The sequence below is a fragment of the Amycolatopsis sp. NPDC004169 genome (genome assembly GCF_040610315.1).
GTDB lineage: Bacteria > Actinomycetota > Actinomycetes > Mycobacteriales > Pseudonocardiaceae > Amycolatopsis.
This window is the reverse complement of record NZ_JBEXMD010000022.1, coordinates 120,119-135,046: the sequence shown is the minus strand read 5'-3', so window position 1 is coordinate 135,046 and position 14,928 is coordinate 120,119. Positions and strand designations below refer to the sequence as shown.

The window sequence follows — 14,928 nt, the reverse complement described above, 5'->3', positions numbered from 1 at the left end:
AGGCGTCATGGGCGACGAACGGCAGGACCGGCTCATGCGGTGGGTGGAACGGGTGGCCACCTTCTGCGTGGAGGAGTGGGGGCTGCCCCCGATCACCGGGCGGGTCCTCGGCTGGCTCATGATCTGCGACCCGCCCGAGCAGTCCGCCGGCGCGATCGCCGACACGATCCAGGCCAGCCGGGCGTCGCTGACGTCCAACATGCGCCTGCTCACCACCATCGGGCTGGTGCGCAAGGTCCGCCACCCCGGCGACCGCACCGCCTACTACCGCATCGAGGACGACGCCTGGCACAAGGTCGTCCAGCGCAAGCTCGAGAGCATCGGCTCGTTCGGCGACATCGCCGACGAAGGCTTCGCCATCACCGGCCGGGAAGGCACCGGCACCGAGCGCATCAAGGCGGCCAAGGAGTCCCTGACCTGGCTACGGGACATCGCCGCCCGCAACCCTCCTGACCATTAGGAATCCCATGCCTGTCCCACTCCGCCTGGACCCGGTCCGGGAAACCCTGCTGCTCACGTTGTCCGCCCGCGCCCTCGACAGCCGGGCACCGGCCCCGATCCTCGGCGACGCCGGGGCGGCGGCGGTCGCCGACCGGATCGCCGAGGACACCGGCTACGACTTCCGGAAGCTCAAGCTCAAGCCGAGCCTCGTCACCAGCACCGCGCTGCGCGCCCGGAAGCTCGACGACGTCGTCCGCCGGTTCGCCGCCGCGCACCCCGGCGCGGTCGTCGTCGACCTCGGCTGCGGCCTCGACACCCGGTGGTCCCGCTGCCGCCCGCCGGCGGGCGTCGACTGGTACGACGTCGACTTCCCCGACGTCATCGAGCTGCGCCGGCGGTACCTCCCGGACCGGACGCACCTGGTCGCCGCCGACGTCACCGAGCCCGGCTGGCTGCAGGTCCTGCCCGAAGACCGGCCCGCCGTGCTGGTGGCCGACGGGCTGCTGCCGTTCCTGCCCGGCGATTCCTTCCGGACCACGGTCCGCCGGCTGACCGAGCGGCTCCCGAGCGGGGAACTCGCCCTGAACGGCTACACCCGCTTCGCCGCCTGGGCGATGAAGTACCACCCGTCGGTCAAGGCCCTCGGCATCGCCGCCGCCCAGGGCTTCGACGACCCGCGCGAGCCGGAACGCTGGGACGCCGGCCTCACCCTCGCCGAGGAACAGCTCCTCACCCGGGCTCCGGAAGTGGCCGCGTTCCCGCAGCCCCTGCGAGCGCTCACCCGCTTGGTGGCGCTCAGCACCGGGCTGTCCCGCCAGGGCGCGCGCATCCTCCGCTACCGGTTCTGACGCCGGCGAAAGACGCGGTGGGCCCGGCCGGAGCACACACCGGTCGCCGAATCCAGTCGACAGAAAGCGCTCTCCTGCAGACCCGCCGTCGGCGATATGTCCGTTTCCGCGGCTGCCGCGCCGATGACCTACCGTGGGGAGATGACCAGTGCCCCCGCCGAACCGCTCGGAGCGCGGATCCGGCGGCTGCGCACCGGCCGCGGCTGGACCCAGCGCGAGCTGGCCGAGCCGGGCTACGACCGCGGGTTCCTGGCGAAGGTCGAGACCGGCAGCCGCCCGCCGTCGGAGGAGATGCTGGCCTACCTGGCGCAGCGGCTCGGGCTGACCGTCGACGAGCTGCGGTTCGGCCGGCCGCCCGGCGTCGCCGACGAGCTGCGCGCGGCACTGGACGAGGGCTACCGCGACCTGGAGCAGGGCCGGGTCGCCGCCGCGGAGGCGCGGTTCGCCGCCGTCGGCGAGCAGGCGGCGGGCTACCACCTCGAGGACGTCGAGTGCTACGCACGCTTCTGCCAGGCCGAGGTCAAGTGGCAGCTCTTCGACGTCTCGGGGGCGCAGCGGGCGCTGGAGCACGCGGAGGAGCTGGCCGGGTCGGCGCCGCCGTGGCTGGCGGCGATGATCGTGCACCGGTGGGCGGGCTGCCGGTTCCAGAGCGGCGACCCGGGCCCGGCGATCGCGCGGATCGAAGCCGGGCTGGCGGCCCGGCCCGCCGACCCGGACGCGGAGTTGTGCCTGCTCACGGCGTTGATCCACCCCCTGATGGAGATGGGCGGCCTGCACCGGGCCCGCCGCGCGGCCGAGGACGGGCGGCGGCTGGCGCGGGCGGCGACGCGGCCGGACTTCGTCGCGCGGTTCCACCGGCAGGCGTCGCAGGTGTGGCAGGCGACCGGCCGGGCGGACCGGGCGGACGCGGACCTGACCGAGGCGTGCCGGCTCTTCGCGTCGGTGGGGTTCGAGCGCGACGCGGCCCGCTGCCGCTGGGCCCGCGGCTACCTGCTGCGCCACCTGGGCCGCCTCGACGAGGCCCGCGCGGAGCTGGCGGCGGCCCGCGACCAGCTGGCGGCGATCGGCGCGGACGAGGGCTTCGCCGGGGCGACGCTCGAACTGGCCGAGGTCCGGCTCCGGCAGGGCGCTCCGGAGGAGGCGGCGAGCCTGGTGTCCGAGGTCCGAGCGCTGCTGGCCCGCGACGTCGAATCGCTGGCCGAGGCGACGAGCCTGCTCGGCCAGGTCGCCCGGGCCCGCGGCGACCTGGAGACGGCGGCCCGGCTGCTGCGCGAGGCCTTCGGGATCCAGACCGGGGCGTCCCTGCACGGCGCGGCGGTTTCGACGGCCCTGCGGCTCGGCGACACGCTCCGGCAACGTGGTCATCTGGACGAGGCCGTCGAGGCCTACCGCCGCGGGCTGGACTCGGCGGCCCGCGCCGAATAGCGGACCAACGGGCTCAGTGGTCCGAACCAAAGCAACTTCCCTACTAAAGTCTGTGAATTGGTTCAGACCAGTCTGCACCGTGGTTCCGACCTGGGGATTTGCTCGAAATCCGACGATCGTCACGCGGCCGCACTGCTCCGTTCGGCCCATTGACCCCGCCACGGGTGGAACCTTTACTCGGACGCGTCCGGCGCAATAACACCAGTTATTCCACTGGACACACTCCTCCCCGGTCCCCGGAAAGGTTCCCCATGAGATCCCCACGTGGGCTGGCGGCGATCGCCGGCCTGGCCCTCTCCTTCGCGGTGCCGGCGATCCCGGCCGCCGCCGCTCCCGCACCTCCCGCCGCCACCCCGCCCGAGGCGCTCGCCGCCCGCGCCGCCGACCAGGCCGCCCTCAGCGGCGCCGACCGGCTCGCGAAGGGTGCCGGGGAGGCCTTCGTCCGCACCGGAGTCACCCCGGGTGGCGGCGGGCTCTACTACGCCTCCTACCAGCGCACCTACCACGGCCTGCCGGTCGTCGGCGGCGACGCGGTGGTGGTCGCCGACGGCGCCGGGAACGTCCGCGGCACCGAAGCGGCCCGCACCGCCCCGATCACCGTCGGCACGCAGGCCGCCCTCAAAGCCGAGCAGGCCACGAAGATCGCCGCGGCCAAGGTGTCCGAAGTGGACACGGCCGACGCGCCGAAGCTGGTCGTGCTGGCCGGGGACGCCCCGAAGCTCGCCTACGAGGTCGTCGTGAGCGGCCGGACCAACGGCAAGCCCACCCACCTGCACGTCTTCGTCGACAGCGCGACCGGGAAGGTCCTCGACACGCGCGACGACGTCCGCGAGGCCGGCACCGGCAACTCCTACTACGCCGGCACCGTCTCGATCGACACCTCCGGTTCCGGCAGCTCGTACTCGATGACCGACCCGGGCCGCCGCGGCATCGCCTGCGGCCGCGAAGGCGGCTCGATCTTCACGAAGAGCTCCAACACCTGGGGCAACGGCTCGGGCACCGACCTGGAGACCGGCTGCGTCGACGTCCTCTACAGCGTCCAGACCGAGTGGAAGATGCTCGGCGAGTGGCTCGGCCGCACCGGCATCGACGGGGCGGGCGGCGGGTTCCGCGCCAGCGTCGGCCTCAACGACGTCAACGCCTACTGGGACGGCTCCTCGACGCACTTCGGGCACTCGCAGGACAACCAGCGCCAGGCCACGCCGATGGACGTCGTCGGGCACGAGTTCGGGCACGCGATCTTCCAGACCACGCCGGGCGGCGCGGGCTCGGGCAACGAGAACGGCGGCCTCAACGAGTCCACCGGCGACATCTTCGGCGCGCTGACCGAGTTCTACGCCAACAACCCGAAGGACACCCCGGACTTCAGCGTCGGCGAAGGCGTCAACCTCGTCGGCCGCGGTCCGATCCGCTACATGGACAACCCGTCGAAGGTCGGCGATCCGAACTGCTACTCGTCGTCGATCCCGAGCACCGAGGTGCACGCGGCCGCGGGCCCGCAGAACCACTGGTTCTACCTGCTGTCCCAGGGCAGCGCCGCCAGCCCGACTTGCAACAACTCCAGCGTCACCGGGATCGGCATCCAGAAGGCGGGCAAGATCTTCTACAACGGCCTGCTGAAGAAGACCTCGTCGTGGAACCACAAGGCGGCCCGCAAGGCCACGCTGGAAGCCGCGATCGCACTCTTCCCCGGCAGCTGCACCGAGTTCACCGCCACCAAGGCCGCCTGGGACGCGGTGAGTGTCACGGCCGTCAGCGGGGAGCCGACCTGCAGCGGCCAGCCGCCCGCCGGCAACGACTACTCGCTGACGCTGTCGCCGACCTCCGCGACCGTCCAACCCGGACAGACCGCGACCACCACGGTGACCACCCGGATCACCTCGGGCAACGCCCAGACCGTGCAGCTCGTGGCCAGCGGCCTGCCCGAGGGCGCCAAGGCGACCATCAGCCCGGCGACCATCTCCTCCGGCGGCACGGCGACGCTGACCATCACCACCTCGGCGACCACGCCCGAGGGCACCAGCCAGGTGACGGTGACCGGTGACGGCACCGACGCCGACCACACCGCGCAGTTCTCGCTCACCGTCGGCACCGGCGGCCCGCCGCCGACCGGCTGCGACGGGCTCGCCGAGTGGGACTCCGCCAAGGCGTACGTGCCCAACGACGTCGTCGGCCACAACGGTCACAAGTGGACGTCGCTGTGGTACTCGACCGGTGCCGAGCCCGGCGCGCCCACCTCGTGGGCCGTCTGGAGCGACAGCGGCGCCTGCTGATCCCGGCCGCGCGGTGGCGGACCACGCCACCGCGCGGCCTACCCTGAACCGGTGGAAAGGCGGCCTTGGTGAGCGAAAGCGTCGGCGAACGCCTGCGTGAGCTGCGCACCGAACGCGGGCTCACGCAGCGCGAGCTGGCCGGGCCGCAGTACTCGGCGGCGTACGTGTCGTCGGTCGAGACCGGCGCGCGGACGCCGTCCGGGGACGCGCTGCGGTTCTTCGCCCAGCAGCTGGGCATCGACCCGGACGAGCTGCTGGGCGGCCGGTCCCCGCGCGAGCTGATCGAGCTGGACCTCGAGCTGATCGAGACGGCGGAACGGTTCCTGGCCGGCGACGCCCGCCGCGCGACCCCGCGGATGCAGCGGATCCGGCGGCACGCCGAGCGGCTGGACCGGCCGCGGCAGGCCGGCATCGCGCTGCTGTGGCTGGCCGGGTACTCGACCGGCGACGTCCGCACCAAGTACGTCGCCGACGCCGAAACGGCGCTCTCGGGCGAGCCGCCGCCGGTGCGGGCGATGGTCGTGCCGCTGCGCGCGGCCGTGCTGACCGCATGGGGCGAGGTGCAGTACTCAGTGCACCTGCTGGAGACCTGCCACGCCGAGCTGCTGCGCGACGGCTACCCGCAGCCGTCGATGCTGCTGACGCTGCGGGCCTGCCTGGCCGAGCGGCACCTGCGCCAGGGCGACCTGGAGCGGGCGGCCGAGTACGCCGAGTCGGCGTTGCGGCTCACCCGCGGCGGCCCGGCGGTGCTCGCCGAGCTGACCCGCAGCCACGTCGAGGTGTGCCGCAGCCACCTGGCGGCGGACCGGTTCGCCGACGCCGCCGCGTCGGTGGCCGCGGCCTACGACCTGATGCAGGAGCGGGCGCTGCACCCGGCGATGGCCTACTGCCTGCTGGCCAGGGCCCGGATCCGCGGCCGCGCGGGTGACGTCGAGGGCGCGCTGGCCGACCTCGGCGCGGCGCGGGAAACGGCGTGGCCGGACGACGTCCCGGCGATCACCGTCGAGCTCGCCGCGGAGTACCTGGCGGCGGGCCGGCTGGAGACGGCGGCGGCACTGCTCGACCAGGTCCGCCCGGCCGTCGTCTCGGGCACGCCGCTGGCCGCGGAGCTGCGGTTGCAGCTGGGCTCGCTGGCCAGGGCCCGCGGGGACGCCCGGCGCGCGGCCGAGGACCTGCGGGCCGCCGTCGAGCTCGCCACCGGCCTCGGCGCCCGCGGGGTGCTGGTGCGCGCGCTGCGGCCGTTGAGCGAGCTGCTCGGCGAGACCGGGAAGCAGGCGGAGGCGGCGGACGTGCTGCGGGACGGGCTCATCGCGCTGGGCGCGGAAGCGGAATGAGCAACCGTTTTCCGATCCGTACCAAGGAATCCCGATGATCGAGACCGTCCGGCGTTCGGATGGTGTCGCGGACAATCCCTACGAAAGTCGTTCCGGCGCGGAACGCGGGGAGAATCCCCTGCTGCAGCGGGGTTTGTACGTTTTGATTCGATAATCCGGAACGTGGCATTGGTCCGTTCGGCGCATTGACGCCCCGATGCGCTGATCCTTTACTCGGATGCGTCCGGACGCATACCTGCAGTTAGCACCCCGGACACGTCTCCCATTCCCCCTTACCGGACCTCGATTCTGCCTTCATGGAAGGAAGACCTCGATGACCCATCGTGGGTTCAGCACGGGCTTGGCGGCCGCCGCCGGGCTCGCCATGACGCTCGCGTTACCGGTGACCCCGGCGAGCGCAGCGCCCCAGGCCCAGCCCGCCGCCCCCGAAGCGGCGGCCGCCCGCGCCGCCGACCAGGCGGCCGCCAGCGGCCTCGACGCCCTGCGCCGCGGCGCGGGCGAATCGTTCCAGCGCGTCGGCCTGACCGCCGGTGGCGGTGGCCTCTTCTACGGCGCCTACCAGCGCACCTACCAGGGCCTGCGGGTCGTGGGCGGGGACGCGGTGGTCGTCGCCGACGGCGCCGGCCGCGTCCGCGGCACCAGCGCCGCGGAGACCTCGGCCATCACCGTCGGCACGCAGGCATCCCTCGACGCGGCCAAGGCCGCCGCCACCGCGCGCGCTCAACTGCCCACTGTGGACAGTGTGAGCACGCCGGAGAAGGTGGTGCTGGCCGGGGCGAGCCCGAAGCTGGCCTACGAGGTCGTCGTCGCCGGGCGCACCGCAACGGCACCGAGCAACCTGCACGTGTTCGTCGACGCGGCGACCGGTGCGGTGCTCGACAAGCGGGACGACGTGAAGACGTTCGCCTCGGGCGCCCGCACGCAGGCCCAGCCCGCCACGGTGAACGTGGCCGGCACCGGCAACAGCTACTACGTCGGCAACGTCTCCATCGACACCACGCAGTCCGGCAGCACGTACACGCTGCGTGACCCGGGCCGCACCGGCATCAGCTGCGGCCGCGAGGGCGGTTCCGTCTACAGTGGACCGGACAACAACTGGGGCAACGGCTCCGGCACCGACCTCGAGACCGGCTGCGTCGACGTCCTCTACAGCGTCCAGACCGAGTGGAAGATGCTCGCCGACTGGCTCGGCCGCAACGGCATCAACGGCAGCGGCACCGGCTACCCGGCTTCGGTGGGCCTGGCCGACGTCAACGCGTACTGGAACGGCTCCTCGACGCACTTCGGGCACTCGCAGGACAACCAGCGCCAGGCCACCTCGATGGACGTCGTCGGACACGAGTTCGGGCACGGCATCTTCCAGTTCACCCCGGGCGGCGCCGGTTCCGGCAACGAGAACGGCGGCCTGAACGAGTCGACCGGCGACATCTTCGGCGCGCTGACCGAGGCGTACGCCAACAACGCCAAGGACACCCCGGACTACGAGGTCGGCGAGGGCGTCAACCTGGTCGGCCAGGGCCCGATCCGCTACATGTACCAGCCGTCCAAGGTCGGCGACCCGAACTGCTACTCGTCGTCGATCCCGAGCACCGAGGTGCACGCGGCGGCCGGCCCGCAGAACCACTGGTTCTACCTGCTGGCCGAGGGCTCGAACCCGGGTGGCGGCAAGCCGGCCAGCCCGACCTGCAACAACTCGTCGGTCACCGGTCTCGGCATCCAGAAGGCCGGCAAGATCTTCTACAACGGCCTGCTGAAGAAGACCTCGTCGTGGAACCACAAGGCCGCCCGCAAGGCGACCCTCGAAGCCGCGATCGCGCTCTTCCCGGGCAGCTGCGTCGAGTACAACACCACCAAGGCCGCGTGGGACGCCATCTCCGTCACCACGGTCAGCGGTGAGCCGACCTCGTGCAGCGGCGGCGGGCCGGACTTCTCGGTCGCGCTGAACCCCGCGTCGGGTTCGGTGCAGCCGGGCGCCTCGGCGACCACCACCATCAGCACCGCGATCACCTCCGGCGCGGCGCAGTCGATCACGCTGTCCGCCTCGGGCCTGCCCGCCGGCGCGACCGCGACGTTCAACCCGGCCACCATCTCCTCCGGTGGCAGCTCGACGCTGACCATCGCGACTTCCGCGTCGACCCCGACCGGCACCTTCCCGATCACCATCACCGCCGACGGGGCCAGCACCGACCACACGGCGACCTACTCGCTGTCGGTCGGCACCACCGGGTCCTGCGCTCCGGTGACCAACTCGACGCGGCTGAACATCCCGGACTACCCGGCGAGCGCGGTCAGCAGCACCAGCACCGTCAGCGGCTGTGCGCGCAACGCGTCCGGCACCACCAAGGTCGAGGTGCACATCACCCACACCTACCGCGGTGACCTGGTCCTCGACCTGGTCGCACCGGACGGCACCGCCTACCGGCTGAAGAACTCCAGCAGCGACTCCACGCCGAACATCGACACCACCTACACCGTGAACGCTTCTTCGGAAGCGGCGAACGGCGCGTGGCAGCTCCGCATCCGAGACGTCGGCCCTGCCGACACCGGTTACCTGTCCTCCTGGACGTTGACCGTGTAACCCGCCCCGCCCCGTGAAGGCCGCACCCGCCAGGTGCGGCCTTCACGGCCGTTCTCCCCAACCCCCACCGAAGGAATTCACCGCCATGAAGTGGAAGACACGACTCGGCGCCGGGGTCACCGCCCTGGCCGCCGTCCTGGGTGTGGTGACCGCGCCGGCGGCCACCGCCGCCCCCGCCACCGCGCTCGCCGCGCCGGACATCTCGCTGGCCAACATCAAGACCCACCTCAACCAGCTGCAGACCATCGCCGGCAACAACGGCGGCACGCGTTCGCCGCGCGGCGGCGGGTACGCGGCCTCGGTGTCCTATGTGGAAAACCTGCTGAAGAACGCCGGCTACACCACGAGCAGGCAGACCTGCACCAGCTGCATCGGCCAGTCGCAGAACCTGATCGCCGAGTGGCCGCAGGGTGACGCGAGCCAGGTCATCATGCTCGGCGCGCACCTCGACAGCGTGAGCGCCGGCCCCGGCATCAACGACAACGGCTCGGGCAGCGCGTCGATCCTCGAGGTCGCGCTGACGCTGGCCCGGACCAACCCGGCGATGGCCAAGCGCGTCCGGTTCGGCTGGTGGGCCGACGAGGAGTCCGGCCTGGTCGGCTCCAAGTACTACGTCAACAACCTGCCGAGCAGCGAGCGCACGAAGATCAAGACCTACCTCAACTTCGACATGATCGGCTCGAAGAACTGGGGCTACTTCGTCTACGACGACGTCGCTTCGATCAAGGCGGTCTTCGACGAGTACTTCTCCTCCATCGGCATCCAGACCGAGGGCGACAGCGAAGGCGACGGCCGGTCCGACCACGCGTCCTTCAAGAGCGCGGGCATCCCGGTCGGCGGCCTGGCCACCGGTGCCGGTGACATCAAGAGCTCGGCGCAGGCGCAGAAGTGGGGCGGCACCGCGGGTTCGCCGTTCGACAACTGCTACCACCGCGCCTGCGACACGACGGCCAACATCCCCGACACCCCGCTGGAGAAGAACTCCGACGCCATCGGGTACGCGCTCTGGAAGCTCGCCGTCGCCACGACGCAGGGCAACGACTTCTCGGTGACGCTGAACCCGACGGCCGGCACCGTCCAACCGGGACAGTCGCTCCAGGTCGCGGTGAGCACCGCGACGACGTCCGGCTCGGCTCAGTCGATTTCGCTGTCGGCCTCGGGCCTGCCCGCCGGCGCGACGGCGTCCTTCAGCCCGGCCACCGTGCAGTCCGGCGGTTCCTCGACGCTGACCATCACGACGTCGTCGAGCACCCCGACCGGGACCTTCCCGATCACGGTGACCGCGGACGGCGCGAACGCCGACCACACGGCGGCGTTCTCGCTCGGGGTCGGCAGCTCGTCGTGCGCGCCGGTGACCAACTCGACGCGGCTCGACATCCCGGACTACCCGGGTGCCGCGGTGAACAGCACCGCGAACGTCGCGGGCTGCGCGCGCAACGCGTCCGGCACCACCAAGGTCGAGGTGCACATCACCCACACCTACCGCGGTGACCTCGTCCTCGACCTCGTCGCCCCCGACGGCACGGCGTACCGGCTGAAGAACTCCAGCAGCGACTCCACGCCGAACATCGACACCACCTACACCGTCAACGCCTCCTCCGAGGCCGCCAACGGTGCGTGGCAGCTGCGCATCCGGGACGTCGGCCCCGCCGACACCGGTTACCTGTCCTCCTGGACGCTGACCGTCTGACCGGCCGCTGTGGGGCGCCCTTCTCCGGGCGCCCCACAGTTGTCTAGACCACCACCCGTTCGTAGGTAGTCAGCGGTTCCCCGCGGCGCTTATGTTGGGCGGACACGCCGCGTACGCCCCTCAACGACGATGGGAGCCGGTATGTCCGGTCGCTTGTTCGGAACCCTGCTGGGCGCCTTGCTGGCCGTCCCGCTGCTCGTGTCGGCCCCCGCGCAGGGGGCGGTGCAGGCCGACACGTGCGCGGTGAAGTCGCGCCCCGCGGGCAAGGTCCTCCAGGGCTACTGGGAAAACTGGGACGGTGCCGCGAACGGCGTCCACCCGGGATTGGGCTGGATCCCGATCACCGACAGCAGGATGGCCCAGCACGGCTACAACGTCATCAACGCCGCCTTCCCGGTGATCCGCTCGGACGGAACCGTGCTGTGGGAGGACGGGATGGACGCCGGCGTCAAGGTGTCCACGCCGGCCGAGATGTGCGCGGCGAAGGCCGCGGGCGCAACGATCCTGCTGTCCATCGGCGGCGCGGCCGCCGGGATCGACCTGTCCTCCTCGGCGGTGGCCGACCGGTTCGTCGCCACGGTCGTGCCCATCCTGAAGAAGTACAACTTCGACGGGATCGACATCGACATCGAGACCGGCCTGACCGGCAGCGGCAACATCAAGACGCTGTCGGCGTCGCAGAGCAACCTGACCCGCATCATCGACGGCGTGCTCGCGCAGATGCCGTCGAACTTCGGGCTCACGATGGCCCCGGAGACGGCGTACGTGACCGGCGGCAGTGTCGCCTACGGCTCGATCTGGGGCGCGTACCTGCCGATCATCAAGAAGTACGCGGACAACGGCCGCCTGTGGTGGCTGAACATGCAGTACTACAACGGCTCGATGTACGGCTGCTCCGGCGATTCCTACCAGGCCGGGACCGTCCAGGGCTTCACCGTGCAGACGAACTGCCTGAACACCGGTCTGGTGGTGCAGGGAACAACGATCCGGGTGCCGTACGACAAGCAGGTCCCGGGCCTGCCGGCCCAGCCCGGCGCGGGCGGCGGGTACATGTCGCCGAGCCTGGTTTCCCAGGCGTGGCGGTCGGTTCCGGGGCTGAAGGGCTTGATGGACTGGTCGATCAACTGGGACGGCTCGAAGGGCTGGACCTTCGGCGACAACGTCAGGTCGCTGCAGGGCCGGTGAGCGGTCGTGAGTGGTGAGGCGGGTTCCTGCCTCACCACTCGCGGGTGACCAGCTCGGAACGGACGAGTTCCAGCAGCCGGCCCAGCCAGTCGGCGCCCCTCGAGCTCCAGAACTCCGAACCCCGGTCGTTGTAGCGCAGGCGAGCGTCTCCCGTGCTCAGCAACGTCTCCGCCATCGCCGGGTGGCGCTCGAACTTGTCCCGCAGCAGCGCGGCCATCACCCCCAGCCGGGCCGCCGGCCAGCCCGCCCGCCGGGGCGCCTCCTCGCCGAGGCTCCGGGCATCGATGCCCCGGGGGGCGGCGGCGATCCGGTCGTGCCAACCGGTGTCATCGGTGGACAGCGCCCAGTAGGCGTGCATGACGCTCGCGTACTCCCGGCCGCCGTGGGTCACCGCCGCCGGGTAGTCGATCTGCAGGACCTCCAGGCCCGCCGGATCGGGCCAGCCGCTCGGGTAGACGGTGCCGCCCACGACCAGCGGAACGGTCGTCTCCGGTCCGTCCGCCACCCGCCGCGCCTGCTCTCCGGCGACACCGGCCTCGCTCCGGCGGAAGTAGCCGAGCGCCCACTCCCGGAGTTCCGGGGTCACCGTGAGCGTCCGGTCCGGGTTCCGGGCCGGGATGGTTTCGCCTGCCTCGGCGAGCAGGATCCGCACCGGGACGTCGTGGTGGTCCATGTCGCCGAGCACGAAGACCCGGCGGTGCCCGGGCACCGCGTGGTAGGCCTCGCGGACGAGCTCGAGGTGGGCCGCGGTCGGATCCGCGGCGTACGCCAGCACCGCGTTCCAGCAACGCCGGGAGGAGTCCGGCCGGTCGTTGAGCCGGTCCACCTCGTCGGCGAGCTCGCCGATCACCAGCTCGGGGGTCAGCCGCGACTTCAGTGCCGGCACCGTTCCCGTTGCCGTGCCGTCGATGACCAGTGGGGCGCCTTCGGGTGGGGTCAGGGTCAGGGTGCCGTCGTCGAACGCGGCGCGAAGACCATTGAAATCGGTCGTTTCGTGGTTCCAGAGGACGGCGCCGTCCGCGAAGACGCCGAGCGTGCCGAGTGCGTAGTAGTTGCTGTTGCGGATGAAGACGAGACGTTGCCGCCCCTCGACGACGTCGTCGCCGACCGTGCGCGACGTCGGAGTGCTGTCCGGCATACCGGCGAGGCTAGCGGCTGATCAGGAGTCGCCCGCGGGGATCGGGTCGTTGTACTCGCCCGGGGGGCCCGCGTACTCGCGCCCTCCGGGATCCGGGAACGGCCACGGGTTCGGGACGCAGCCGTGCAACCCGAGCGTCTGCTGCTCCATCACCGGCGCCGGGCGGCCCGGGCCGGGGCACAGCTCGTGGCCCTGGCCGAGCCGGTGGCCGGTCTCGTGGGTGACCATGTACTGGCGGTAGACCTCGAGCGGGGCGCCGTAGCCCGGCACGGCGTTGGCCCAGCGGGCGACGTTGAGCACGACGTTGCTGCCGTTGCGGCAGGAGGTGTAGCTGTCCGGTGTGCCGCCGCACAGCTTGTCGCGGCTGGCCGGCGTCGCCAAGTAAACGGTGAAGTCGGCGCTGTCGGCCGGGCCGACCTGCTGCAGGCGCCACTGGCCGCCCGCGGTCCAGCCGCGGGGGTCGCCGAGGATGGTGCGGATGTCCTTGGCGAAGCCGGCGGGGCCGACGCCGTCGATGTCGGTCTCGACGGCGATCCGGTAGCGCATCAGCCGCCCCGCCTGCCCGGTGACCTCGTCTGTGCCGGGGACGAACATCCACTGACCCGAGCCGGTGCGCGGAAAGGTGATGACGGGCGCGCTCTGCACCACGGGCTCCCGCTCGGCAGGCGGCGGCGGAACGGAGGTGGCGTCCCCGATGGCGGTGAGGACCGGCCCGGCCGCGGGCGCGGCGACCGGCTGTCTTTCCCCGCCGCAGCCGCTCACCGCCAGGGCGAGCACGGCCACCGCCGCGGCTCGTCTCGCGGTTTTCGGCATGGGTCCTCCCGGGGTGCGCGGCTTCAGAAGGACATACGGGCCGCGGCCGGGAAAAGTTGCGGTGACCCGCGGTCGCGGAGCATCACCGCAGGTCGGCACCCACAGGTGTGACGACGACCACAGAACTCAGCCCAGGAACTTGCGCAGCACCTCGGTGACCTGCCGGATCTCCGCCGTCCGGACGTTCTCCTGCTTCGTGTGCGCCAACGTCGGGTTGCCCGGGCCGAAGTTGACCGCCGGCATGCCGCGGGCCGCGAAGCGCGCGACGTCCGTCCAGCCCAGCTTGGCCGCCGCGCGGCCGCCCGCCGCGGCCACCAGTTCCGCCGCCGCCGGGGCGGACAGGCCCGGCAGCGCGCCCGGCGAAAGGTCCACAACGGACAGTTCGAACCCGGCGAACACCTCGCGCAGGTGCCGCTCGGCCGCCGCCGGGTCGCGGTCCGGGGCGAAGCGGTGGTTCACCGTCAGCACCGCCGCGTCCGGGACCACGTTGCCCGCGACGCCGCCGCTGATCGCCGTCGCCTGGAGGCCTTCGCGGTAGGTCAGGCCGTCGATGTCGACGATCCGCGGCGTGTACTCCGCCAGCCGCCGCAGCGGCTCGGCCAGCGCGTGGATCGCGTTCTCCCCCATCCACGCCCGCGCGGTGTGCGCCCGGGTGCCCGAAAGCCGCAGCTCGACGCGCATGGTGCCCTGGCAGCCCGCCTCGATCACGCCGTTCGACGGCTCGCCGACGATCGCCAGGTCACCGGCCAGCCACTCGGGTAGCTCGCGCTCGATCCGGCCGAGGCCGTTCTTGACCGCTTCGACCTCTTCGTTGTCGTAGAAGACGAAGGTGACGTCGTGCTTCGGCGACGGCAGCGTGGCCGCCAGGTGCAGGAAGACCGCGTCGCCGCCCTTCATGTCGACCGTGCCGAGGCCGTGCAGGATCTCCTCGTCGCCACGGCCTTCGCGCCGCGAGGGCAGGTTGCCGTTCTCCGGCACGGTGTCCAGGTGCCCGGCGAGCACGACCCGCGACTCGCGGCCGAGGTTCGTCCGCGCGAGCACGGCGTCACCGTTGCGGACGACCTCGAGGTGCGGCGCCTGCTTCTCCAGCGCTTCCTGCACCGCCGTCGCGAGCTCCGCTTCGGCGCCGGACACGCTGAAGACGTCCACCAGCGCTGCGGTCAGGTCCACCGGATCGGCGTGCAGGTCGAGGCTCATGACCCG

Annotated in this window: 11 protein-coding genes; 8 read left to right on the top strand and 3 right to left on the bottom strand. The window is 72.0% G+C overall.

Going from position 1 to position 14,928, the window contains the following annotated elements; genetic code table 11:
- Positions 1 to 7 precede the first annotated feature (7 nt).
- From ABZX11_RS27700 to ABZX11_RS27665, 8 genes are all read left to right on the top strand, one after another.
- Positions 8 to 460: a MarR family transcriptional regulator gene (locus ABZX11_RS27700; RefSeq protein WP_176172984.1), complete on the top strand. Its 453-nt coding sequence runs from the start codon at positions 8 to 10 to the stop codon at positions 458 to 460.
- Between the two features lie 7 nt (positions 461 to 467).
- Positions 468 to 1,289, top strand: coding sequence for a class I SAM-dependent methyltransferase (locus ABZX11_RS27695; RefSeq protein ID WP_354918126.1), 822 nt, complete (start codon positions 468 to 470; stop codon positions 1,287 to 1,289).
- 141 nt (positions 1,290 to 1,430) lie between these two features.
- Positions 1,431 to 2,714 carry a tetratricopeptide repeat protein gene (locus tag ABZX11_RS27690; RefSeq protein ID WP_354918123.1) on the top strand — a complete coding sequence of 428 codons (1,284 nt, stop codon included), beginning with the start codon at positions 1,431 to 1,433 and terminating at the stop codon, positions 2,712 to 2,714.
- Positions 2,715 to 2,965: 251 nt separating this feature from the next.
- Entirely contained in the window at positions 2,966 to 4,987 is a 2,022-nt protein-coding gene (locus tag ABZX11_RS27685) for a M4 family metallopeptidase (protein ID WP_354918120.1), read from the top strand.
- 68 nt (positions 4,988 to 5,055) lie between these two features.
- Entirely contained in the window at positions 5,056 to 6,321 is a 1,266-nt protein-coding gene (locus tag ABZX11_RS27680) for a helix-turn-helix transcriptional regulator (RefSeq protein WP_176172988.1), read from the top strand.
- Positions 6,322 to 6,634: 313 nt separating this feature from the next.
- The gene (locus tag ABZX11_RS27675; protein ID WP_354918117.1) at positions 6,635 to 8,899 is read left to right on the top strand and encodes a M4 family metallopeptidase; all 2,265 of its coding nucleotides are present in this window, start codon (positions 6,635 to 6,637) and stop codon (positions 8,897 to 8,899) included.
- Between the two features lie 85 nt (positions 8,900 to 8,984).
- Entirely contained in the window at positions 8,985 to 10,589 is a 1,605-nt protein-coding gene (locus ABZX11_RS27670; protein WP_354918114.1) for a M28 family metallopeptidase, read from the top strand.
- Between the two features lie 141 nt (positions 10,590 to 10,730).
- Complete coding sequence (locus ABZX11_RS27665) at positions 10,731 to 11,774, top strand: chitinase (protein WP_176172991.1); 1,044 nt, start codon at positions 10,731 to 10,733, stop codon at positions 11,772 to 11,774.
- Positions 11,775 to 11,805: 31 nt separating this feature from the next.
- Here ABZX11_RS27665 and ABZX11_RS27660 read toward each other — a convergent pair whose 3' ends face one another.
- The 3 genes from ABZX11_RS27660 to dapE all read right to left on the bottom strand — a co-directional run bounded on the left by ABZX11_RS27660 (position 11,806) and on the right by dapE (position 14,922).
- Positions 11,806 to 12,912 (bottom strand): NADAR family protein, encoded by a 1,107-nt coding sequence (locus ABZX11_RS27660; RefSeq protein ID WP_354918111.1) that lies wholly within the window; start codon positions 12,910 to 12,912, stop codon positions 11,806 to 11,808.
- Positions 12,913 to 12,933: 21 nt separating this feature from the next.
- Positions 12,934 to 13,725: a DUF3152 domain-containing protein gene (locus ABZX11_RS27655; protein ID WP_354918108.1), complete on the bottom strand. Its 792-nt coding sequence runs from the start codon at positions 13,723 to 13,725 to the stop codon at positions 12,934 to 12,936.
- A gap of 126 nt (positions 13,726 to 13,851) precedes the next feature.
- The gene (gene dapE, locus ABZX11_RS27650) at positions 13,852 to 14,922 is read right to left on the bottom strand and encodes a succinyl-diaminopimelate desuccinylase (RefSeq protein WP_176172994.1); all 1,071 of its coding nucleotides are present in this window, start codon (positions 14,920 to 14,922) and stop codon (positions 13,852 to 13,854) included.
- Positions 14,923 to 14,928: the final 6 nt, after the last annotated feature.